At 73.8% G+C, this 21,535-nt stretch carries 18 protein-coding genes; 3 read left to right on the plus strand and 15 right to left on the minus strand.

Translation table 11 applies throughout. The features are described from left to right. Positions 1 to 37 precede the first annotated feature (37 nt). The 9 genes from ACFRFC_RS21815 to infC all read right to left on the minus strand — a co-directional run bounded on the left by ACFRFC_RS21815 (position 38) and on the right by infC (position 11,138). Positions 38 to 1,378, minus strand: coding sequence for a transcriptional regulator (locus tag ACFRFC_RS21815; RefSeq protein WP_382687766.1), 1,341 nt, complete (start codon positions 1,376 to 1,378; stop codon positions 38 to 40). Between the two features lie 620 nt (positions 1,379 to 1,998). Then, positions 1,999 to 3,063: a PP2C family protein-serine/threonine phosphatase gene (locus tag ACFRFC_RS21820; protein WP_382687768.1), complete on the minus strand. Its 1,065-nt coding sequence runs from the start codon at positions 3,061 to 3,063 to the stop codon at positions 1,999 to 2,001. Positions 3,064 to 3,356: 293 nt separating this feature from the next. Beyond that, positions 3,357 to 5,870, minus strand: coding sequence for a phenylalanine--tRNA ligase subunit beta (gene pheT / locus ACFRFC_RS21825; RefSeq protein ID WP_382687771.1), 2,514 nt, complete (start codon positions 5,868 to 5,870; stop codon positions 3,357 to 3,359). Then, a complete protein-coding gene (gene pheS / locus ACFRFC_RS21830) occupies positions 5,870 to 6,991 on the minus strand; it encodes a phenylalanine--tRNA ligase subunit alpha (protein WP_382687773.1) in 1,122 nt (373 codons plus the stop codon). Before pheS ends, pheT begins: the two co-directional genes overlap by 1 nt. Positions 6,992 to 7,140: 149 nt before the next feature. Then, positions 7,141 to 8,286 (minus strand): ATP-binding protein, encoded by a 1,146-nt coding sequence (locus ACFRFC_RS21835; RefSeq protein ID WP_382687775.1) that lies wholly within the window; start codon positions 8,284 to 8,286, stop codon positions 7,141 to 7,143. 225 nt (positions 8,287 to 8,511) lie between these two features. Next, positions 8,512 to 9,360 (minus strand): TrmH family RNA methyltransferase, encoded by an 849-nt coding sequence (locus ACFRFC_RS21840; RefSeq protein ID WP_382687778.1) that lies wholly within the window; start codon positions 9,358 to 9,360, stop codon positions 8,512 to 8,514. A 288-nt stretch (positions 9,361 to 9,648) separates the two neighbouring features. Continuing rightward, positions 9,649 to 10,032 carry a 50S ribosomal protein L20 gene (rplT, locus tag ACFRFC_RS21845; RefSeq protein ID WP_030744620.1) on the minus strand — a complete coding sequence of 128 codons (384 nt, stop codon included), beginning with the start codon at positions 10,030 to 10,032 and terminating at the stop codon, positions 9,649 to 9,651. Between the two features lie 103 nt (positions 10,033 to 10,135). Then, positions 10,136 to 10,330 carry a 50S ribosomal protein L35 gene (gene rpmI, locus ACFRFC_RS21850; protein ID WP_030418114.1) on the minus strand — a complete coding sequence of 65 codons (195 nt, stop codon included), beginning with the start codon at positions 10,328 to 10,330 and terminating at the stop codon, positions 10,136 to 10,138. Between the two features lie 109 nt (positions 10,331 to 10,439). Then, positions 10,440 to 11,138 (minus strand): translation initiation factor IF-3, encoded by a 699-nt coding sequence (infC, locus tag ACFRFC_RS21855; RefSeq protein WP_382687782.1) that lies wholly within the window; start codon positions 11,136 to 11,138, stop codon positions 10,440 to 10,442. A gap of 425 nt (positions 11,139 to 11,563) precedes the next feature. On the opposite strand from infC, the gene ACFRFC_RS21860 reads away from it, so the two are divergent. Continuing rightward, positions 11,564 to 11,911: a DUF1844 domain-containing protein gene (locus ACFRFC_RS21860; RefSeq protein ID WP_382687785.1), complete on the plus strand. Its 348-nt coding sequence runs from the start codon at positions 11,564 to 11,566 to the stop codon at positions 11,909 to 11,911. A 39-nt stretch (positions 11,912 to 11,950) separates the two neighbouring features. Here ACFRFC_RS21860 and ACFRFC_RS21865 read toward each other — a convergent pair whose 3' ends face one another. Continuing rightward, positions 11,951 to 12,688 (minus strand): SseB family protein, encoded by a 738-nt coding sequence (locus tag ACFRFC_RS21865; RefSeq protein WP_382687787.1) that lies wholly within the window; start codon positions 12,686 to 12,688, stop codon positions 11,951 to 11,953. 148 nt (positions 12,689 to 12,836) lie between these two features. Between ACFRFC_RS21865 and ACFRFC_RS21870 the strand changes: the two genes are divergently transcribed. Then, complete coding sequence (locus tag ACFRFC_RS21870; RefSeq protein ID WP_382687789.1) at positions 12,837 to 13,760, plus strand: serine hydrolase; 924 nt, start codon at positions 12,837 to 12,839, stop codon at positions 13,758 to 13,760. A 108-nt stretch (positions 13,761 to 13,868) separates the two neighbouring features. Here the strand turns inward: ACFRFC_RS21870 and mycP are convergent, their stop codons facing one another. Then, positions 13,869 to 15,059 carry a type VII secretion-associated serine protease mycosin gene (mycP, locus tag ACFRFC_RS21875; RefSeq protein ID WP_382687792.1) on the minus strand — a complete coding sequence of 397 codons (1,191 nt, stop codon included), beginning with the start codon at positions 15,057 to 15,059 and terminating at the stop codon, positions 13,869 to 13,871. Beyond that, positions 15,056 to 15,865 (minus strand): hypothetical protein, encoded by an 810-nt coding sequence (locus tag ACFRFC_RS21880; RefSeq protein ID WP_382687795.1) that lies wholly within the window; start codon positions 15,863 to 15,865, stop codon positions 15,056 to 15,058. Before ACFRFC_RS21880 ends, mycP begins: the two co-directional genes overlap by 4 nt. Before the next feature lie 1,297 nt (positions 15,866 to 17,162). On the opposite strand from ACFRFC_RS21880, the gene ACFRFC_RS21885 reads away from it, so the two are divergent. Further along, positions 17,163 to 18,365: an amino acid deaminase/aldolase gene (locus ACFRFC_RS21885; RefSeq protein WP_382687798.1), complete on the plus strand. Its 1,203-nt coding sequence runs from the start codon at positions 17,163 to 17,165 to the stop codon at positions 18,363 to 18,365. Between the two features lie 15 nt (positions 18,366 to 18,380). On the opposite strand, the gene ACFRFC_RS21890 is transcribed toward ACFRFC_RS21885, so the two are convergent. The 3 genes from ACFRFC_RS21890 to ACFRFC_RS21900 form a co-directional block, all read right to left on the minus strand. Continuing rightward, positions 18,381 to 19,259, minus strand: coding sequence for a DUF2510 domain-containing protein (locus ACFRFC_RS21890; protein WP_382687800.1), 879 nt, complete (start codon positions 19,257 to 19,259; stop codon positions 18,381 to 18,383). Between the two features lie 43 nt (positions 19,260 to 19,302). Continuing rightward, positions 19,303 to 20,085: a 3-oxoacyl-ACP reductase gene (locus ACFRFC_RS21895; protein ID WP_382687803.1), complete on the minus strand. Its 783-nt coding sequence runs from the start codon at positions 20,083 to 20,085 to the stop codon at positions 19,303 to 19,305. 74 nt (positions 20,086 to 20,159) lie between these two features. Next, complete coding sequence (locus ACFRFC_RS21900; RefSeq protein ID WP_382687806.1) at positions 20,160 to 21,527, minus strand: aldehyde dehydrogenase family protein; 1,368 nt, start codon at positions 21,525 to 21,527, stop codon at positions 20,160 to 20,162. Positions 21,528 to 21,535: the final 8 nt, after the last annotated feature.

The raw sequence follows: 21,535 nt of genomic DNA on the forward strand, positions 1-21,535 counted from the left end.
CGTGCGCCGGGGCGCGGCCCGCGCGGGGCGCTCAGCTCTACAGGGGTACGCGCAGCGCCCCGTCGATCAGTTCGGCCGCCTCGGCGGTGCCCGCGCCCCCGCTGCGCACCAAGTGCTCGCGCACCGAGCGGAGCCGGTCACGCAACCGGTGGGACTCCATGCCCCGGGCCTGTTCGGCCATGAGCAGGGCCGTCGCCACGGCCTTGTCGGCGTTGCCCTGGCGCAGTTCGACGGTGCTGAGCATGGCGAGCCGGTGCACCCGGCCCCGGTCGTGCGCCGGAGTGTCCACGGCCGCCGCCGCGTGCTCACCGGCCGCCGCCAGCTCACCGAGGCTCAGCAGCGCCTCCGCCACCTGGACATTGACCAGCCCCGGCTGGACATAGCCGGTCTCGTCGGGTTCGTAGGGCGGCCGGATGCGTTCGGCGGCCTGCTCGGCCCGCCGGATGCAGGACAGCGCGCTGCTGCCGTCGCCGAGATGGGCGTACGCCTTCGCCTGCATCGCGTACAGGTCGGAGGCGAGCGCCGGGGTGGTGTGCTTGCCCGCCGCGCGGAGCGCCGCCTCGGCGAAGGCGACGGCCTGCCGGTACTCCCGCATGAACAGCGACTGGTTGACCAGCAGCGCGATGACGTACGCGCCGAGCCCCCGGTCGCCGCTGGCCTTGGCGAGCCGCAGCGCCTGATGGAAGTAGCGCTGGGCCAGGCCGTGCGCGTCGGAGTCGTACGCGCAGATCCCGGCGATCGCGACCAGCCCGCCGGTCGCCCGGTGCAGCTGGCGGCCGGTGGCGTCGGTGTAGCTGCCGCGCAGCAGGGGCGCCGCCTCGGCGGTGAGGAAGCCGACGATCCGGGTGCGGGTCGCCATGCCGCCGGCCTTGCGGTACATCTGCTCGTAGTGGGCGCGGGCACAGCGCAGCATGCCGAGGTCGGACGCGGTGACCAGGTGCCGTCCGCCGCGCGAGACATCGGTGTCCTCGGGCGGGTTCTCCCACTCCCACACCGGCATCACCGCGGGCGTCCCGGTCACGGCGGGGGCGCCCAGCAGGTGCGGGCGGTGCTGCTGGTCGGAGCGCCACAGCGCGGTGGCCCGCTCCACGAACCCGGACAGCGACCCGGCGTGCGGGGCGGCGGGCTCGCCGGGCACCCCGAGGCCGATGTCGTCGAGGGTGACGGTGCGGTGCAGCCGGGCGGCGAGCACCTCGCAGATCAGGTCGGGCACCTGGCCCCTGGGCCGCTGCCCCTTCAGCCAGCGGGCCACGGCGGTGTGCTCGTAGCGGAGCGTCAGCTCACGCCCCCGCCCGGCCTGATTGACATGCGCGGCGAGCCCGGCGTGCGAGATCCCGGCCTCGTCGAGGATCGCGTCGAGCAAGGTGTTCGGCTGCATTCCGGGCCCCCCGTGGCTTTGGTGCGGGACAGCGTAGTGAAGACGGGTTCACACGGGGTGTGAACGGAGTGCCCGAATCCGCTGCGTGTGCGCGCTGTCGCGGAGAGTGCCCGACCGGTTGACTGAGATGCCTCGTCAAGAGGCCGGCTGGGCCGCCGGCTCCCCCTCGTACAGTGCGGCGGCCCGTCTTCGCGCCGTCCGTCCGGCCGCCTGCCCGACACTCCGCGGCAGGACGGACGGCGCCGCCGCGCCGCCGAGTGACCGACGGCGGCAGGCACAGGAGCGGACGGAGCAATGCTCAGCCCCCTTCCGCCGCGTCCACACGACCCCGCGAGCCTCGGCCCACACCCACGCCCCCCAGCACGCCGAATCCCCGCATCACCTGACCCACACCCACGAGCCTCAACGGCCTCGACGTCACGGGACGTGGCACGCCCTCCCGACCAGCCCACCGGGCACCGGCAGAGCAGCCGCCCGGCGGCCGTCGCCCAGCACCAGCATCGCCACCTCCAGGCGGACACACAGAGACCAGACGGACCGCCTGACACACTCAGAGCCCTCCCGCTCGGCCCTCCCGGCATCGCGCCACCCGGCACCCACCCACGAACCCCGCCCCGACCTCACGGGACCTGGCACGCCCCCTGCCCGACCGGGCCGCCCGGCAACGGGAGGGCGGCCGCCCGGCGGGCGTCGCGGAGCGCCAGCATCGCCACGTCGTCGGTGGGCCAGCCGCCGGCGTGCCGCAGGAGCCGGGTCCAGACCGCGCCGAGCACGGTCTGTGGCGGCTCCGGCCCGTCCCGGACGGCCGCGCGCAGCGCGTCGGCGAGCGAGAAGAACCGGCCGTGCGGGTCGCGGGCGTCGTCGGCCCCGTCCGTGTGCAGGAACAGCGTGTCGCCCGGCCGCAGCCACCCCACCGGCACCGCCGCCAGTTCGGCGGGCAGCGGAAACGGCCCCAGCGGCGGCAGCGGCTCACCCAGATCCACCGCCTCCACCTGCCCGTCCCGCAGCAGATGCGGCCGGGGATGCCCGCAGTTGAGCGCCCGTACGTCCCCGTCCGGGCGGATCTCCAGCAGCAGTACGGTGACGAACTCCTCGCCGGCCGGGCAGTCGGGGCCGGTCACCGGCTGCCCCGGGCAGGCCCGTTGCCGCAGATGCCGGGCGAGCGCGCGCTCCAGCCTGCGCAGCACACCCGCCAGGTCCCGTTCGTCGTGCGCGGCCTCGCGGAAGCTGCCCAGCACGGCGGCGACGGTCCCGATGGCGGCGAGCCCGTGTCCGCGCACGTCCCCCATGACGACCCGCACGCCGTGCTCGGTGGCGATCACGTCGTACAGGTCCCCGCCGATGCACGCCCCGCGCTCGGCGGACAGCTGGGCCGCGGCGACCTCCAGCCCGCCGACCTTCCCGGGCAGCGGCCCGAGCAGCGCCTCCTGTGCCGCGCCGGCCACCCTGCGGACCTGCCGCAGCTCACTGAGCAGCGCGCGCCGCACCCGCAGCACGATCCCGGTGCCGACGGCGAAGAACACGGCGCTGGTGAAGAGCCGCGCCCCCAGCCCGGTCTGCTGGGCGAGCGGACAGGCGAGCTTGTACGTGATCGCCGCCGCGCCCCACGCGGCCGGCAGCCCCAGCAACGCGAGGCCGCGCCGCGCAGCCCCCCGGCCGGGCACCCCGGTCCCGAAACTCATCATGCCGATGGCCCCCTACCCCCGATAGGCCCGGACAGCACGGACCGGCCCCGAAAGGCCGGTCCGATTCTGTCGCCCCATGCCCCGAACGCACCGGATCACCCGACTTCACCACCCGAACGAGTGAGGTGACTCGACATGCGCCGCAGACCCCCGAACAGGGGCCCAGAAAACGCCCCAAAGGGGCGCGGGGGAACCGCGCGACCAGCCACGGACAACCCGCAGCCGCCAACCACCCGCAGCTCCCCGCACATCAGGCGACAGATCAGGCGCCAGATCAGGCGCCCGAAGTCACCTCAGCCCCGCAGCACCGCCCCCGTCCGCTCGCCCGCGAGGGCCACCGCCGCGTCCCGGGCCGCCGACGCCTCATCGACGGTCAGCGTCCGATCCCCCGCGCGGAACCGCAGCGCGTACGCCAGCGACTTCTTCCCGGCGCCCAGCTGCTCGTCGTTGACGTACACGTCGAACAGCCGGATGCCCTCCAGCAGTTCACCCGCGCCGTCGCGGAGCGCCGCCTCGACCCGGGCGTGCGGTGTCCCGGCGTCCACCACCAGCGCGACATCCTGCGTCGCGACGGGGAACGTCGAGATCCGCGGCGCCTGGAGCGCCCCGCCCCCGGCGGCCTCCACCGCGTCGAGATCCAGCTCCATCGCACAGCTCCGCTCGGGCAGCCCGAACGCCTTGAGCACCCGCGGATGCAGCTCGCCGGCATGTCCCACGATCCGCTCGGCACCGTCCACGACGACCGCCAGTTCGGCGCAGCGCCCGGGGTGCCAGGGCCCGTACCGCCCCTGGCGGACGAGAAGTTCGGCCCCGGCCTCGCGGGCGACGGCGCGTGCCGCCTGCACCGCGTCGGCCCAGTCCGCCGGACGCCCCTTGCCCCACCAGCCGGCCTGCTCGCGCGCGCCCGCGAGGACGACGGCGACATGGCGCGGCTGCTCGGGCAGCGTCGCGTTCAGCGCGGCCAGTTCCGCGTCCGTCGGACGCCGGTCCACCGGCGGCTGCGCGGCGCTGACCCGGTCCTCGCGCGGGAGGAAGACCAGCCCCGTCTCGAACAGCGCCAGGTCGTGCGACCCACGCCCGTCGTTGCGGCGCAGCGCGCCGAGCAGCCCCGGCAGCAGCGTCGTACGGAGCGCCGGTTCCTCGTCGTTGAGCGGGTTGGCCAGGGTGACCACCCGGCGGGCCGGGTCGTCGGCGTCGAGACCGAGCTGGTCGAAGGCGGTCGCGCCGAGGAAGGGATAGTTCAGCGCCTCGACATAGCCGGCCCCCGCCAGCGCCCGGCCGACCCGGCGGTGCAGCCGCTGCCGGTCGGTCAGTCCGCGCCCGGGTTCGGGCCTGGGCAGGGTGGAGGGCAGGTTCTCGTACCCCTCCAGGCGGATGACCTCCTCGGCGAGGTCGTTGCGCTCCAGCAGGTCGGGCCGCCACGACGGCACGGTGACGACCAGTTCGTCCTGCCCGTACACATCGCAGCCGACCTGCTGAAGGCGGCGTACGACGATCTCCCGGCCGTACACCACGCCCGCGACCCTGTCGGGGTGGTCGGCGGGGGCGGTGATGGTGTGCGGTGCGGACGGGGCGGCGACCTCGGTGACGCCGGCCTCGGCGGTGCCGCCCGCGAGCAGCACCAGCAGATCCACCGTGCGCTGGGCGGCGGCGGACGCGGCCTGCGGGTCGACGCCCCGCTCGAAGCGCCGGGACGCCTCGGAGGACAGCTTGTGGCGGCGGGCCGTACGGGCGATGGAGACGGCGTCGAAGTGCGCGGCCTCGATGACCACGTCGCTGGTGGCGCCCTCGGCGGCGTCGTGATCGGCGATCTCGGTGTTGGCGCCGCCCATGACGCCCGCGAGGCCGATGGGCCCCCGGTCGTCGGTGATCACCAGGTCCTCGGCGTGCAGCGTGCGCTCCACCCCGTCGAGGGTGACGATCTTCTCGCCCTCGCCGGCCCTGCGGACCCCGATGGTGCCCTGGACCAGGCCCCGGTCGTAGGCGTGCAGCGGCTGGCCCAGCTCCATCATCACGTAGTTGGTGACATCGACGGCGAGCGAGATCGGGCGCATGCCGACCTTCTGGAGCCGGCGCTGGAGCCAGAGCGGGGAGCGGGCCTCGGGGTGCAGCCCGGTCACCGTACGGGCGGTGAAGCGGTCGCAGCCGAGTGGGTCGGCGACCTCGACGGGGTAGCCGAAGGCGTTGGGCGCGGGCACGTCCAGCAGCGCCGGGTCGCGCAGCGGCAGCCCGTAGCCGATGGCGGTCTCGCGGGCGACGCCGCGGATCGACAGACAGTCGCCGCGGTTGGCGGTGACGGCGATGTCGAGGACCTCGTCGACGAGTTCCAGCAGCTCGATGGCGTCCTTGCCGACCTCGGTCTCGGCCGGCAGCACGATGATGCCCTTGCTGCCGTCGTCGCCCATGCCCAGCTCGTCGCTGGAGCAGATCATGCCGTGCGAGGTTTTGCCGTACGTCTTGCGGGCGGAGATGGCGAACCCGCCGGGCAGCACGGCCCCGGGGAGCACGACCACGACCTTGTCGCCGACGGCGAAGTTGCGGGCGCCGCAGACGATCTCCTGCGGCTCACCGGTGCCATTGGCCTGGCCGACGTCGACCGTGCAGAAGCGGATCGGCTTCTTGAAGCCCTCCAGCTCCTCGATGGTCCGTACCTGGCCGACGACCAGGGGGCCCTTGAGGCCGTCGCCGAGCTGTTCGACCGTCTCGACCTCAAGTCCGGCCGCGATGAGCTTGGCCTGGACGTCACGACCGGTCTCGGTGGCCGGCAGGTCGACGTACTCCCGCAGCCAAGAAAGCGGGACCCGCATCAGATCTCCATCCCGAAGGGCCGGGTGAACCGGACGTCACCCTCGACCATGTCTCGCATGTCTTCGACGTTGTGGCGGAACATCAGCATCCGCTCGATGCCGAACCCGAAGGCGAACCCGCTGTACTTCTCCGGGTCGACCCCGCAGGCGGTGAGCACCCGGGGGTTGACCATGCCGCAGCCGCCCAGCTCGATCCAGCCCTCGGAGGAGCAGGTGCGGCAGGGCCGGTCGGGGTTGCCGACGGAGGCGCCCCGGCAGACGTAGCACACCATGTCCATCTCGGCGGACGGCTCGGTGAAGGGGAAGAAATTCGGCCGCAGCCGGGTCTTCATGTCCGCGCCGAACAACGACTGCACCATGTGGTCGAGGGTGCCCTTGAGGTCCGCCATGGTCAGGCCCTCGTCCACGGCGAGCAGCTCGACCTGGTGGAAGACCGGGGTGTGGGTGGCGTCCAGCTCGTCGGTGCGGTAGACGCGGCCGGGACAGATCACGTACACCGGCAGCTCACGGTCGAGCAGTGAGCGGATCTGCACGGGCGAGGTGTGGGTGCGCAGCACGACCCCGGACTCGGCGCCACCCTGCTCGCCGCGCACGAAGAAGGTGTCGGCCTCGCCGCGCGCGGGGTGGTCGGGGCCGATGTTCAGGGCGTCGAAGTTGAACCACTCCGCCTCGGCCTCGGGGCCCTCGGCGACCTCGTAGCCCATGGCCGTGAAGACGTCCTCGATGCGCTCGGAGAGGGTGGTCAGCGGATGCCGGGCGCCCACCGGGACCCGGTCGAAGGGCAGGGTGACGTCCACGGCCTCCTCGACCAGCACCCGGGCGTCCCGCTCGGCCTCCAGCTCGGCCTGGCGGGCGGCCAGGGCCGTGTTCACCGCGCCGCGCGCCTGGCCCACCCGCTTGCCGGCGTCGGCCTTGGCGTGCGGGGGCAGGGCGCCGATCTCCCGGTTGGCGAGGGCCAGCGGGGAGGTGCCGCCGGTGTGCGCGACCTTGGCCTCCTGGAGCGCGTCGAGCGAGGTGGCGGCGGCGAAGGCGGCGAGCGCCTCGTCCCGCATGCGCTCGGTCTCTTCCGGTTTCAAGGTCTGGACCTCTACCGGGTCGTACGACTTATTGGGTGCCGACATCTCTTCCCGTACTTCCGATTGGCTGGCTGAAGGTCCCGTCACCGACTCACGGTCACCGGCTCGCCGGGACGCGCTGGGCCACGCGCGGGCACAAAGGTGCCAAAGGCCGAGTCTAACGGGGTGCGGATATCCGGATGCGCCCGTGGCCGCTAGGCGAGATACGCCGGGATCGCCACGGGCAGCGTAAATCGGAACTCGGCGCCGCCGCCGGGGGCCCGGCCGACCGTGATGGTGCCGCCGTGGGCCTCCACGATGCCCTTGACGATGTAGAGCCCGAGGCCGGTGCCGCCGCGCTTGCTGCCGCGCCAGAAGCGGGTGAAGACGCGGTTCATGGACTCCTCCGGGATACCGGTGCCCTCGTCGCTCACGGTGACCGATGTGCCGGCGTCCTCTCCCTCCCGGGGGGACGCGGCGGGCATGACATCGATGGTGACGGTTCCCTCGCCGTGCCGCACGGCATTTTCGATCAGGTTGCTGAGCACCTGGTCGACCTTGTCCGGATCGGCCCACAGGGGCGGCAGCGGCTGTCCGACCCGCAGCAGGAAGCGGTCGGCGCGCTGCCCGGCGGCGACATACGCCTGGATGTGCCGTCCGACGGCGGTGCCCATGTCCACGGGCTGCCTGCGCACCTCCAGCCGCCCCGAGTCGATCCGGGAGATGTCCAGCAGCTCGGCGATGAGCCGGGTGACCCGGTCGGCGTCGGCGTCGACGGTCTCCAGCATGAGCCGCTTCTGGTCGTCGGTGAAGCGCTCCCACTTGGCCAGCAGGGTGGCCGTGAACCCCTTCACGGAGGTCAGCGGGGACCGCAGTTCGTGCGCGACGGTCGCTATCAGCTCGGCGTGACTGCGCTCGGTGCGGCGCCGGGCCTCGGTGTCCCGCAGCGAGATCACCAGCCGCCGTACGGGTCCGGTGGGCTCGTCGCGCACATACCGGGCGGAGACGAGCACCTCCCGCCCGCCGGGCAGCAGCAGATTCCGCTCGGGCTGCCGCACCCGGATGGCGAGCCCGCCGTACGGGTCGGTCAGCTGCCACCAGCGGCGCCCCTCCAGATCCTCCAGCGGCAGCGCATTCTCCAGCGGCTGCCCGAGGGCGGCGGCGGCGGCGAGGGCGGTGATCCGCTCGGCGGCGCGGTTGAAGCAGACGACTCGGCCGTGCTCGTCGGCGACGACGAGGCCGTCGGGCAGGTCGTCGGGGTGGACGCCCTCCGCGGGGCCCGCGGACCCGGCGGGCGGGCGGGGCGCGACGGGGCGCGGCACCTGAGGCGCACCCGGCACGCTGCTCGTACCGACACTCATCCCCGTACCCCACCTCTCGGACCACGCAGGAGGCCCCCGGGTTGGTCACCCTACTAGGGGCTGTCCGACAATTGCCGCCGTCCGCCCGGAGGGGGTGGGGGGTAGGGGGGTAGTTCTTCGGCTGCGGGTGCGTGGGGCTGGTCGCGCAGTTCCCCGCGCCCCTAGGGGGTGTGGGCATCCGGCATTCCCGCGCCCCGTTGCTCTTGGGGGGCCGCCAGCGGGGCCCTAGCTCCCGGTCGTGGTGCGGCAGCCGCCCGGGGCTCGCTGTGCGCGGGCCGACGCGTAGAGGCATACGGCGGCGGCGGTCGCCAGGTTCAGGCTCTCGGCGCGGCCGTGCAGGGGGACGCGGACGACGGCGTCGGCGAGCGCGCGGGTCTCCTCCGGCAGGCCCCACGCCTCATTGCCGAACACCCACGCGGTGGGGCCGCCCATGGTGCCCTTGTCCAGCTCGTCGTCGAGATCGTGCCGCCCGGCCCCGTCGGCGGCGAGCACCCGTACCCCGGCGCCCCGGAGCCCCGCCACGGCCTCCTCGACGGGCACACCGACGGCGACGGGCAGATGGAACAGCGACCCGACCGAGGCCCGGACGGCCTTCGGGTTGTACAGATCCACGGACGCGTCGGTCAGTACGACGGCCTCCGCCCCGGCGGCGTCCGCGCACCGCAGCACGGTCCCGGCGTTGCCGGGGTCCCGGACGTGGGCGAGCACGGCGACGAGCCGGGGCCGCGCCGCGAGGATCTCCGCGAACGGCGTGTCGATGAACCGGCACACCCCGACCAGCCCCTGCGGGGTCACGGTCGTCGAGATGTCGGCGATGACCTGCTCGGACGCGAGATGCACCCGGGCCCCGACCGCACGAGCCTCCCCGATGATGTCGGCGTACCGCTCCGCGGCGTCCAGCGTGGCGAACAGCTCCACCAGCGTGTCCGGCTGCGCCCCCGCCTCCCGTACGGTCTGCGGCCCCTCCGCGAGAAACAGCCGCTCCTTCCCCCGGAAACTCCGCTTCCCGAGCCGCCGGGCGGCGGTGACCCGGGGCGAGCGGGGGGAGATGAGATCGGGGGTGGGGGCAGGCATGTGTTCACTTTCGCTGGGGTCAGATGTTCTCGGCATGGCCGGACCGCCGCGCCCCTTCAGGGCGCGGGGAACTGCGCGACCAGCCCCCACCGGCCCGCACCCGCCCTCGGGACTCGTGGCCAGGTGAGGCAAGAACGTGGCTGATCGCGCAGTTCCCCGCCCTGAGGCGTCGCGGCCGACCCGCGTGGATGCGCGACCGGCAGGGGACCGGCCCAGGTCACAAGCAAAGGGACCCGCAGGCATACGCACCCACGGGTCCCGAAATCACCGGCACAGCCAGCGCAGCGATCACGCCGCCTTGGGCGCGTTCACGTCCGCCGGCAGCGCCTTCTGCGCGACCTCGACGAGCGCGGCGAAGGCGTTGGCGTCGTTGACGGCCAGCTCGGCGAGGATCTTGCGGTCGACCTCGACGTTCGCGGCCTTCAGGCCCTGGATGAAGCGGTTGTACGTGATGCCGTTGGCGCGGGCAGCGGCGTTGATGCGCTGGATCCACAGCTGGCGGAAGTCACCCTTGCGCTTCTTGCGGTCGTTGTAGTTGTAGACCAGCGAGTGGGTGACCTGCTCCTTGGCCTTGCGGTACAGGCGCGAACGCTGACCGCGGTACCCGGAGGCCTGCTCCAGGATCGCCCGGCGCTTCTTGTGGGCGTTGACTGCCCGCTTGACGCGTGCCACTTGTTAACTCCTTGTAGCGGGGCCGCGGTGGAACTCACGCGGCCCGGAAACGATTTGGGTCCCGGTCAAAGATCAGGCGCGAAAGCAACCTCCGCGCCGGAGGTCACTTGCCGAGAAGCTTCTTGATCTTCTTGGCGTCGCCCGGGGCCATCTCGGCGTTGCCGGTGAGGCGGCGCGTCACGCGGGACGACTTGTGCTCAAGCAGGTGGCGCTTGCCGGCGCGCTCACGGAGCACCTTGCCGGAGCCGGTGATCTTGAAGCGCTTGCTGGCACCGCTGTGCGTCTTGTTCTTCGGCATAGCGCCGTTATCTCCTCGTTGTGGCGCTCCGGTGCCCGGTCGGATGAACCGGGCACGGCGGAACGTCGCTCTGTCGTGCGGTCATGTCCTGGGACTGGCGTCCCCGGAATCACGCGTCGGCGTGCTCCTCGGCGGGGGTCTCCGCGTCGGCGTCGGCCTCCGCACCCTCCGGAGCGTCCGCGTCGGCGGGGTTCTGCGAGCGACCGGGGTTCGCCTTCGCGGACGCCTTGCGGGCTTCCTGCGCCTGGCGGGCCTCGGCCATCGCCTCGGTCTTCTTCTTGTGCGGACCGAGGACCATGATCATGTTGCGGCCGTCCTGCTTCGGATTCGACTCCACGAAGCCGAGGTCCTGGACGTCCTCCGCGAGCCGCTGGAGCAGCCGGTAACCCAGCTCGGGCCGGGACTGCTCGCGTCCGCGGAACATGATCGTGATCTTGACCTTGTCGCCCTGCTTGAGGAACCGGACGACGTGACCCTTTTTGGTGTCGTAGTCGTGCGGGTCGATCTTCGGCCGGAGCTTCATCTCCTTGATGACCGTGTGCGCCTGGTTCTTGCGCGCCTCACGGGCCTTCATGGCCGACTCGTACTTGAACTTGCCGTAGTCCATGAGCTTGCATACGGGCGGACGGGCGTTCGCCGCCACCTCGACGAGGTCGAGGTCGTACTCCTGGGCAAGCTCCAGTGCCTTGGCCAGCGGGACGATACCCACCTGCTCGCCACTGGGACCGACAAGTCGCACCTCAGGAACGCGAATCCGGTCGTTGATGCGGGGCTCGGCGCTGATTTGTCCTCCTCGGTAGCACCACACGGCAGTCTGGCGGACGGCCGCGTTACGTCACTTTTCGGTAGACCTAACCGCGCCGAAGCACAAAAAATGCCCCGGGACGATCACAGGCGGGGCTCCTCGAACTACCGGAACACCGCCGCGAGGATCGCGGGGCGCGTTTCGGACGGATCACCGCCGGATGGGCGGGACCGTCTGACCGGTGACCCGCCGCCCGGCAGGGCGATCAGGTGGGAGTTCGAAGCCTCCACTTGTGGGCCGGGCTCGTGAGCCGCGAGGCATACGTGTCCGGCCGGTCGTCACACAAGGTTAGCAGCTCCCCAGGGCCACGGCGAACCGGGAGGCAGGGGCGGCCTCCGACGCGCGCGGGAGGGGTGGACGACTGGCGCCCGGCCGGATCCCGGACCGGCGGGGGCGAGGCCCCTGCGTCCCCCTCTAAGGTGAACGCCATGAGTGAAGAGACCCCCGACTTCAACGACATGACCCGGGACATCGCCGAGGTCCCCGCGGTCGAGGTGATTGTGACGGTCGCCGTCAATCTGATGAGTGCCGCCGCCGTGAAGCTCGGGCTCACGGAGGAGGGCGAGAAGCACAAGGACCTGGACGAGGCCCGCAAGCTGATCCACGCCCTCGCCGGTCTGATGGACGGCAGCGCGACGGAGATCAGCTCCTTCCACGCGGCCCCGCTGCGCGACGGACTGAAGTCGCTCCAGCTGGCGTTCCGCGAGGCGTCCGTGGTGCCGGACGCGCCGGGCCAGGGCCCGGGCGAGAAGTACACCGGCCCGCTCTACACCTGACCCACGCTCCGCCCGCTCCGCTCTTCTCCATTGCCCGTACTACGGCTCGTCCCGTACGTAGAGGGGCTCGCCCGGTGGTGGTGTCCCGGCCGGCAGCAGTGCCAGGTCGAGGCCGCGTACCAGGCGGGCCCGCAGCGTCTCGTCCCCCGCCAGCCGCCCGGCGACGGCCCGTGCCGTACCGGCCGGGGCGGCGTCGGGGTCGAGGACGAGGGCCAGGGTGCCGTCGGCGGGTCCGGGGCCCAGGTAGGCCCGTACGACGGCCGGCTCGGCGGCGACCGCGGCCCGCACCGCCTCGGTGACCGCCGGGTCGGCCAGCGGGTCGGCGCTGGTGCGTCCCTCCGCCAGCGCCCGCAGCGCGGGTCCGGTCAGCTCGAACGGCACCGGCCCGGCCAGGTCCAGCACCACCGTGTCCGCCTTCTCGTGCGCCGCCGCCCGGAGCGCCTGGTGCAGGGGTACGGCGACCGGGCGGGCCGCCGGGTCCCAGCGGGCCAGGGTGGCGGTGGAGGTGAACGCGGGCAGCGCGGTACGGCCGCCCGCCTTCAGGGTGGGCACGGCCATGTCGCTGGTCTTCTCGCGGCGCAGCCCCCGCGCGTCCTCCTCGACCTCGCCGAGCACGGCGACGACCGGGACCAGCAGCCGGCTGTCCTTGAGCGCGGACAGCACCGGCTCCACCGCGGTACGGTCCGTGGCCCAGGCCGCCAGCGCCGCGCTCAGCCGGGGGTCGGCACGGCCGTCGTCGTCGGAGTAGCCCGGGTCGGGAATGTTCTTGTTCGCCACGGTCCCGACCCTATCGAGGCGGTGGCGCCGGACTTGGGCGGGGCGGTTTACCCGGCTGTCACGGCCTCACTCCGCACCCGGGAATCTCTGACGGAAAATTAATGTCCGTCTAACAAGCCGCACAGCCGGCACCCGGAGCATCGCGGGCATGAAGTCCCGACGAGACCGACGTGCCGTGCTCGGCGCAGCCCTCGCCGCGGCCGTCGTGGCGGCCGGTACGGCGGCGGGGATGGCGTACGCCCTGGCCTCGCCCGACTCCGCCCTACGGCCCGTATCCTCGGCGGCGACGTCGTCGGCCCCGGCGGCCGAGGGGACGGTACAGCCCGTGGTGACCCAGCCGCCGATCGACTATGACGCCCTGCTGGCCGACGCGATGGCCGGGGTGCCGCTCGGGGACCAGGCGCGGGTGTCGGTGGCGGTGCTGGACGTGGCGTCCGGGGACAGCGCGGTGTACGGCGACGGCAGCACGTTCGACACCGCGAGCATCGTCAAGGTGGACATCCTGGCGACGCTGCTGCTCCAGGCGCAGGACGCGGGGCGGCAGTTGACGGCGTCGGAGAAGTCGTACGCCACGGCGATGATCGAGCAGAGCGACAACGCGTCGGCGTCGGCGTTGTGGACGGCGATCGGGGAGGCGCCCGGGCTGGACGCGGCCAATGAGCGGTTCGGGCTGACCGGGACGCAAGGGGGCGACGCGGGGTCGTGGGGTCTGACGCAGACGACGGCCGCCGATCAGCTCGTGCTGCTCCAGCAGGTGTTCGAGGACGGTTCGCTGCTGAGCGCGGACTCGCAGGCGTATGTGCAGGGACTGATGGGGCAGATAGTGGCCGGGCAGCAGTGGGGGGTGTCGGCGGCGGCCGACGCGGATGCGTGGGCGCTGAAGAACGGGTGGCTGCCGCGGACGGCCACCGGGTTGTGGGACATCAACAGTGTGGGGCGGGTGTCGGCGGGCGGGCGGGAGTTCCTCGTCGCGGTGCTGTCGGACGGGAATGTGTCGCAGGCCGAGGGGATCTCGGTGGCGGAGGGCGCGGCGCAGGCGGCGGTTTCCGTGTTCGACGGGACCGCCGGATAAGAGCCCGTACAGGGATATGGGGATATCTCGTACAGGGATATAGGGATACGGCCCCGCACCCCTGGGGGCGTTGCCCTCGCCCTTACCCTCCCCCCTGCCCTGTCGCCGTCAGAAGCGCTCGTACTCGCGCCTGCCGCGCCAGATGATCACCGCGCCGACCAGGAGCGCGCCGCCCGTGCCGACCGCCAGGGGAATGGCCCAGCCGCCCGTGGCGGAGTCGTCGTCGGGGCGGTCGGGGCCGGGGCCGAAGTAGTCGGCGCCGTAGGCCGCCGCCGTGAGGTTCTCCGGGGTCAGGTCGGCGGCCTGGGCGATGGCGGCGGCCGGGTCGATGAAGCCGAAGCCCCGGGAGTCGTCGCGGCCGTCGACGGGGGCGTCGCGGGCGGTGTCCTCCAGGAGGGTCTTGATCTGGGCCGGGGTGAGGCCGGGGTGGGCGGACTTGACGAGGGCGACCGCGCCCGAGACGAAGGCGGCGGCGGCGCTGGTGCCCCAGCCCTCGTAGTACTTGCGGTCGGGGTCGGCGATGACGACGTCGACGCCGGGGGCGCTGACCGTGGCGTACCAGCGGCGGGTGGAGAAGGAGGCGCGGGTGCCGTACTTGTCGACGGCGGTGGCCGCTATCACGCCGGGGTAGGCGGCCGGGTAGGAGATGTGGTCGCCGCTCTCGCCGCCGTTGCCGGCGGAGGCGACGACGACCGCGCCCTTGTCGAGGGCGTACTGGACGGCCTCGTCCTCGGCGGGTTCGGGGTGGGCGGAGGCGGAGTCGTCGCCGAGGGAGAGGTTGATGACGTCGGCGCCCTGGTCGGCGGCCCAGCGGATGCCTTCGGCGAGGGCGTTGCCGCGGGTCTCGCGGGCCTCGGCGCGGGAGGCGTCGCCGTCCTCCAGGATCACCCGGACCGGGAGGATCTTGGCGGCGGGCGCGATGCCGAGGACGCCGTCCTCGCCCTCGTCCCCGTGGCCGTGTCCGGCGATGATGCCGGCCATGGCCGTGCCGTGCCGGGCCCAGGCGCGGTCGCCCTGCTCGGCGCCGAAGCCGACCATGTCCTTGCCGGTGAGGACGTTGCCGACGAGGTCCGGGTGGTCGGCGTCGACGCCGGTGTCCAGGACGGCGACGGTGATGCCCTCGCCCTGGGTGGTGCGCCACGCCTCTTCGGTGTGCATGGCCTCCAGGGCCCACTGCTGGGCGCGGATGCTGTCGGCGTGCGCGGTGGTGGGCGGTACGAGGGTGACCGCGGCGGCGAGGAGGACGGCGAGCGGCCCGGCCCGGCCGGGGGTCCGCCCGCCGTGCGTACGGCGGCTCATGACGGCTGCTCCGGGGGTGAGGTGACGTTCTTTCGCAGGGCCCGTTCGACGCGGTCGGCGAGGCCCTTGGCCTCGTGGCCGAGGCCCGCCTGGGCGGGGTCCGTGGCGGCGTCGGCCTTGACGGCCTCGGCGGCGGGTTGCGGGGCGGCGGCCTCGCGGCCGTCGGCCCAGCCGCTGACGGAGTAGACGACAACCGGCGCGTCGGTGAGCACATGCACGGTCCAGGAGGCCCGCTGGGCGTCGCCGAAGCCGGCCGCGGGGGTGTCCTCGGCGGCGTACGGGCGGGGCATGAGGTCGGTACGGTCCGCCAGGCCCTCGTCGTCGAACCGCTGGGCCAGTGCGCGCATCGCGGTGGCGTCGGCGCCGGTGAAGAGCAGGCCGACGGTGGTCACGAAGCTCTGGGTGGCGTCGGTGTAGGTGGCGCGCAGCAGCCGTTCGCAGCCGACGGGGGCGAGCGCCTGGCGCAGCAGCGGGTCGAAGGCGTCGGAGCAGCCGCTGTCCGGTGCCACGGCGATCCGGGTCCAGGTGCGGTCGGCGCCGCCGGGGCCCGCGCCCTGGCCGTCGACATCGGGCGGGAAGAGCTGGTCGACGGGGAGGCTGTGCCACATGTCACCGGCGGTGGCGTACGCGTCCCGCTCCTGTGCCGGGTCGTCGGCCAGCCAGCTGCCGGTGAGGGCGCCGCCGATCAGCCCGAGCCCGAGCACCAGGCAGGAGGCGGCGGCGACGGTACGGCTGCGCAGTCGCCGCCCGAGCGGCCGGGGCCGCGCGTCACCGTCGTACCCCTCGGGCCGCCCGAAACTGACCACCGGCCGCCCGCCGAGGGCGTCCCCCGGCCCGGGGAGCGGGCGTACGCCGTGCTCGGCGTCCGGCGCGAGGGGGCGCGGCCGTCCGGTCCGCTCGCCGGGCGTCTCGACGGGGAGGTGCGGTCGGCGCGGGGCCCGGTCCGGGAAGCGCGCGGAGGCGACGGGCGGGGGCGGCGCGAAGGGGCCTGCGGGGGGCGGGGGGAGGTACGGGGGCGCGTCTGCCGGGGCGGGGCGGGGGTCTGGTGGGGTGGGGCGGGGGTCTGGTGGGGTGGGACGGTCCCGCCGCGGGTGGGAGGGGGAGGTTGCAGGCCCGTTGCGGTGGGGTGGGGCGGGGCGGCCCGGTTGGTCAGCCCCGGCGCCCGTCCGGCGGGCGGGGGAGGTTGCGGCCCCGTCGCCGTCGGGAGGGGCGGGGCGGCCCGGTTGGTCAGCCCCGAGGCCCGACCGGCGGACAGGGGAGGTTGCGGCCCCGTCGCGATCGGGCTGGGCAGGGACGCCCGGTTGGTCAGCCCCGGCGCCCGTCCGGCGGGCAGGGGAGTCCGGAGGGCCGTCGCCCTCGGGTGGGGTGACGGGAGCGTCGGTCGGCCTTGGGGGCGTGGGTGCGGGGCCACGGTTGTGCGGGGGGATGCCCTCCCGGTGGACGGGCTGGGCGCCTGGCTCGGGGGTGGGCGAGCCCTCTAGGTCGGGTGGGGCGGCGGTCGGGGGCCGGGTCCAGGCGTTGCCGGTGGGTGCGGGGGCGCCGACCGGCGTGGAGTCGCCGTCCCGGTGGGCGGATCCGACGCCGGGTTCGCGGGTGGGTGAGCCCGGCGCGCGCTCAAGGGCGGTGGCTGGGGGGCGGGTCCAGGCGTCGCCGGTGGGTGTGGGGATGCCGTCGTCGCGGTGGGCGGGCCCGCGGTGTGGCGGGGCTTCCGGGGTGGGGGGAGGGGGATTCGGGCGGGCGGTGGGGGTGAGTGGCTCGCTCGGGGCGGGGTCGTCCGAGGGCGGGGGGGGCGAATGTGTCGGGGAGGGGGGGCGTCGTGCTTCCGTGCTCATGCGCCCCCCGTTTCCTCATGTTCTGGGCCCGCGGCCGCCCGGACGCTCGTGCCCGCGTCGTACGCGCGTGCCCGTGCGTCCTCCCCGGGCACGCATACCCGCACGGCCGGACCGCCATCCCCGTACACCTACGCGAGCGGTGGCGTTCCCGGTGCGTGCGCGTCACTCTACGGGCTGACCGCGCTCGAACGGGAACCAGTCCGCGGCCCCGGGGCATCTGCCCGGAACGTCCCCCTACCCTGCGGTAATCGGGTCTGGCAGGCTTCGTCCCATGACCGCACGAGCCGCCGACCGGGCCCGCTACGACCGGGCCACCGCTCATCTCGACGCCCCGTTCGCGATCGTGGACCTGGAGGCATTCGACGCCAACGCGGACGACCTGCTGCGCCGGGCGGGCGGCAAGCCGGTCCGGGTCGCCGGCAAGTCCGTGCGCTGCCGGGCCCTGCTCGAACGGGCGCTGGCCAAGGACGGGTTCGCGGGCATCATGTCGTTCACGCTCGCCGAGTCGCTGTGGCTCGCCCGCTCCGGCTTCGAGGACGTACTGCTGGCGTATCCGTCGGCGGACCGGGCCCGGTTCGCCGAACTCGCGGGCGATCCCAAGCTCGCCGCCGCCGTCACGGTGATGGTCGACGACCCGGCGCAGCTCGATCTGATCGACGCCTCGCGCGCGGGCGGACGCGAAGTGGTGCGGGTCTGCCTGGAGTTGGACACCTCGCTGCGGCTGCTCGGCGGACGCGTACGGATCGGCGCCCTGCGCTCCCCGCTGCACTCCCCCGCCCAAGTCGCCGACCTCGCGCGGGCGGTGACCCGGCGGCCGGGGTTCGAGGTCGTGGGGATCATGGGGTACGAGGGTCATGTGGCCGGCGTGGGCGACTCGGTCGCCGGGCGGCCGGTGCGCTCCCGGGCGGTGCGGCTGATGCAGGCCGCCGCGCGCCGGGAACTGGCCGAGCGGCGGGCCGCGGTGGTGCGGGCGGTGCGGGCGGTGGTACCGGACCTGGAGTTCGTCAATGGCGGGGGCACCGGGAGTGTGCAGTACACCGCCGCTGAGGACGCCGTCACCGAGATCGCGGCCGGGTCGGGGCTGTTCGCGCCGCGGCTGTTCGACAACTACACGTCCTTCCGCGGGCGCCCCGCCGCCCTGTTCGCGCTGCCGGTCGTACGCCGGCCCGGTGTGGGAGTGGTGACGGTGCTCGGCGGCGGGTATCCGGCGTCGGGGCCGGTCGGCCGCGACCGGCTCCCGGTGCCGTATCTGCCGCAGGGGCTGCGCTACGACGCCCAGGAGGGGCCCGGCGAGGTGCAGACGCCGCTGCTGGGCGCACCGGCCGACGATCTGCTGATCGGCGACAAGGTGTGGTTCCGGCACGCCAAGGCCGGGGAGGTGTGCGAACGGTTCGAGGCGCTGCACCTGGTGGAGGGGGGCGCGGTGACGGCGACCGTACCGACGTACCGGGGCGAGGGCCGGACGTTTCTCTGACACCCCTTCTCCGGCCTAGGACCCCGCCCCGCCGGTCGGGCGGATGCCCTCGGTGATCCGGTCCATGTCGGTGAGCGGCGGGGCGTCCTGGCCCGCGTCGAAGATGTACCGGACGACGACCGGGGCCTTGGTGCCGGTGCTGGACGGGAACGCGAGGGACTGCACGTAGCCGCCCGGTCCGAGGGCCGTCTCGACCCGCCAGCGCACGTAGTACCCGGCGCGTCCGGCCACCGTAGCCGGCCCGGCGGCGATCTCCCGGTGCGACTCGATGCCGCCGAAGGGGCGCCGGTCGATCGCGTCGCGGTCGTACGCCTCGTCGGCGGCGTGGTCGATGTCGGCCCGGGCGAGGGCCTCGGGTGAGGTCTCGTCGTTCTCGGTGACCGTGCGGGACGTGACCGTGCCGTGGCGGCACACCGAGCCCTCGCCGGGGCAGTCGTAGCTGCCGTCGGTGTGCAGCACGGAGTGCTCCGGCAGCCCGCTCCCGGCGGGCTCCCAGCCGTCCAGGACCGGGAAGGTGAGCCCGTTGAGGTGGTCCACGACCATGTCGGGGGCAGCGGTCGTGGCCGACGGGGCCGGTCCGCTGCCGGTGGCCGTGGGTGCGGGGACGGGTTGCACCTGGGTGTCGCCGCCGCCGGTGTCGGCGTCGCGCAGGACGAGGGCGCCGGTGACGATGACGGTGACCAGGACCGCGCCCGCGACGGTCATGGCGATGGCCTTGGCCCGCGCGGACTCGCCGCCGACGGGTGGGGGCCCGAACGCCCGGTGCTCGTGCGGCGGGGGCGGTGTGGGCTCCGGCTGCCGCCAGTGGTCGGTCCAGGCCGTGCCGTCCCACCATCGTTCGAGGTGCGGGGCCGACGGATCGTGGTACCAGCCGGGCGGCGGTGAGGTGCTCACCCCGGCACTGTAGGACGAGCGCGGGCCCCGCGGCGCGGGCGGGCTACAGGGGTGTGACGTACGCTCCCGAGATCCCGCCGTCCACCAGGAAGTCGGTGGCGTTGACGAACGAGGAGTCGTCGCTGGCCAGGAAGGCGACGGCGGCGGCGATCTCGTCGGCCTCGGCGAACCGGCCGACGGGGATGTGCACGAGGCGGCGCGCGGCCCGCTCGGGGTCCTTGGCGAACAGCTCCCGCAGCAGCGGGGTGTTGACCGGGCCGGGGCACAGCGCGTTGACGCGGATGCCCTCGCGGGCGAACTGCACGCCCAGTTCGCGGGACATGGCGAGGACGCCGCCCTTGGAGGCGGTGTAGGAGATCTGGCTGGTGGCGGCGCCCATCCGGGCCACGAACGACGCGGTGTTGATGATGGAGCCCTTGCCCTGGCGCCGCATATAGGGGAGGGCGGCCTTGCAGCACAGGTAGACGGAGGTGAGGTTGACCTCCTGGACCCGCTTCCACGCCTCCAGGCCGGTGTCCAGGATGGAGTCGTCGTCGGGCGGGGAGATCCCGGCGTTGTTGAAGGCGATGTCGACGCTGCCGTAGGTGTCGTACGCCGCCTTGAAGAGGGCCTCGACCTGCTCGGCGTCGGTGACATCGGCCTTGACGAAGAGGCCGCCCGCCTCGTCGGCGGCGGCCTTGCCGCTCGTCCCGTCGATGTCGGCGCAGACGATGTGCGCGCCCTCGGCGGCGAGGCGGCGGGCGGTGGCGAGGCCGATGCCGCTGCCGGCTCCGGTGATGACGGCCGTACGGCCCACGAGGCGGCGGCAGATGCTGTCTTCGGTCACTGTGCGGGGTCCTCCGTGCTCATGAAGCGGTGCTGATCGGCCGATGCGGTGCTGATCAATCGTTACGGCGCTGATCAGCCGTTGCTGATGAAGACGTTCTTGGTCTCGGTGAAGGCGGTGAGCGCGTCCGGGCCCAGTTCGCGGCCGATGCCGGACTGTTTGAAGCCGCCGAACGGGGTCCAGTAGCGGACGCTGGAGTGCGAGTTGACGGACAGGTTGCCCGCGCGCACGGCCTGCGAGACGCGCAGCGCGCGGCCGACGTCCCGGGTCCAGATGGAGCCGGACAGGCCGTAGTCGGTGGCGTTGGCGAGACGGACGGCGTCGGCCTCGTCCTCGAAGGGCAGGACGACGGCGACCGGGCCGAACACCTCCTCGGTGGCGACGCGGGCGGCCGGGTCGACGCCGGTGAGGACGGTCGGCGGGAACCAGAAGCCGGGGCCTTCGGGGGCCTTGCCGCGGATGCCGCCCAGTTCGGGGGTGACGTAGGAGCGGACCCGTTCCAGCTGGGCCCGGGAGATCAGCGGGCCCATGTCGGTGCCGGGTTCGGCCGGGTCGCCGACCGTGACGCCCTCGACGGCCGGGGCGAGTAGGGCGAGGAAGCGGTCGTAGGCCGTGCGCTGGACGAGGATGCGGGTGCGGGCGCAGCAGTCCTGGCCGGAGTTGTCGAGGAACGACATGGGCGCGGCGGCCGCGGCGGCTTCCAGGTCGGCGTCGGCGAAGACGATGTTGGGGCTCTTGCCGCCGAGTTCCAGGGTGACCCGCTTGAGGTGGGCCGAGCCCTTCGCGAGGACGTGCCGGCCGACGGCCGTGGAGCCGGTGAAGACGATCTTGGCGACGCCGGGGTGTTCGACGAGCGCGTTGCCCGCGACGGGCCCGTGGCCGGGCAGTACCTGGAAGAGGCCCTCGGGCAGGCCGGCCACGAGGGCGAGTTCGGCGAGGCGCAGGGCGGTGAGCGGGGTGGTCTCGGCGGGCTTGAGGATCACGGCGTTGCCGGCCGCGAGGGCGGGGGCGGTGCCCCAGGCGGCGATCGGCATGGGGAAGTTCCAGGGGGCGATCACGCCGACGACGCCGAGGGGTTCGAGGAAGGTGACGTCCAGGCCGCCCGGGACCGGGATCTGGCGGCCGGTCAGCCGTTCGACGCCGCCGGCCGCGTAGTCGAGCAGATCACGGACATTGCCCGCCTCCCAGCGGGCATTGCCGATGACGTGCCCGGCCTCACGGACCTCCAGCTGGGCGAGTTCTTCGAGGTGCTCGTCGACGGTGGCGGCGAACCGGCGCAGCAGCCGGGCGCGGTCCCCGGGGGCGAGGGCGGCCCAGCCGGACTGGGCGCGGGCGGCGCGGCCGACGGCCCGGTCGACCTCGGCGGCGGAGGCCGCGGGGACGGTCGCGATGACGTCCTCGGTGGCGGGGTTCAGCACGTGGAGGGGGAGTTCGTCGGGCACGGGGGGCC

Origin of the sequence: Streptomyces sp. NPDC056734 (assembly GCF_042790455.1) — a bacterium.
Lineage (GTDB): Bacteria > Actinomycetota > Actinomycetes > Streptomycetales > Streptomycetaceae > Streptomyces.

Bases quoted from the DNA above. Each gene is read 5' to 3' on its own strand.
- ACFRFC_RS21815 (WP_382687766.1), bottom strand. From the start codon at position 1,378: ATGCAGCCGAACACCTTGCTCGACGCGATCCTCGACGAGGCCGGGATC.
- ACFRFC_RS21820 (WP_382687768.1), bottom strand. From the start codon at position 3,063: ATGATGAGTTTCGGGACCGGGGTGCCCGGCCGGGGGGCTGCGCGGCGC.
- pheT (WP_382687771.1), bottom strand. From the start codon at position 5,870: ATGCGGGTCCCGCTTTCTTGGCTGCGGGAGTACGTCGACCTGCCGGCC.
- pheS (WP_382687773.1), bottom strand. From the start codon at position 6,991: ATGTCGGCACCCAATAAGTCGTACGACCCGGTAGAGGTCCAGACCTTG.
- ACFRFC_RS21835 (WP_382687775.1), bottom strand. From the start codon at position 8,286: ATGAGTGTCGGTACGAGCAGCGTGCCGGGTGCGCCTCAGGTGCCGCGC.
- ACFRFC_RS21840 (WP_382687778.1), bottom strand. From the start codon at position 9,360: ATGCCTGCCCCCACCCCCGATCTCATCTCCCCCCGCTCGCCCCGGGTC.
- rpmI (WP_030418114.1), bottom strand. From the start codon at position 10,330: ATGCCGAAGAACAAGACGCACAGCGGTGCCAGCAAGCGCTTCAAGATC.
- ACFRFC_RS21860 (WP_382687785.1), top strand. From the start codon at position 11,564: ATGAGTGAAGAGACCCCCGACTTCAACGACATGACCCGGGACATCGCC.
- ACFRFC_RS21870 (WP_382687789.1), top strand. From the start codon at position 12,837: ATGAAGTCCCGACGAGACCGACGTGCCGTGCTCGGCGCAGCCCTCGCC.
- mycP (WP_382687792.1), bottom strand. From the start codon at position 15,059: ATGAGCCGCCGTACGCACGGCGGGCGGACCCCCGGCCGGGCCGGGCCG.
- ACFRFC_RS21885 (WP_382687798.1), top strand. From the start codon at position 17,163: ATGACCGCACGAGCCGCCGACCGGGCCCGCTACGACCGGGCCACCGCT.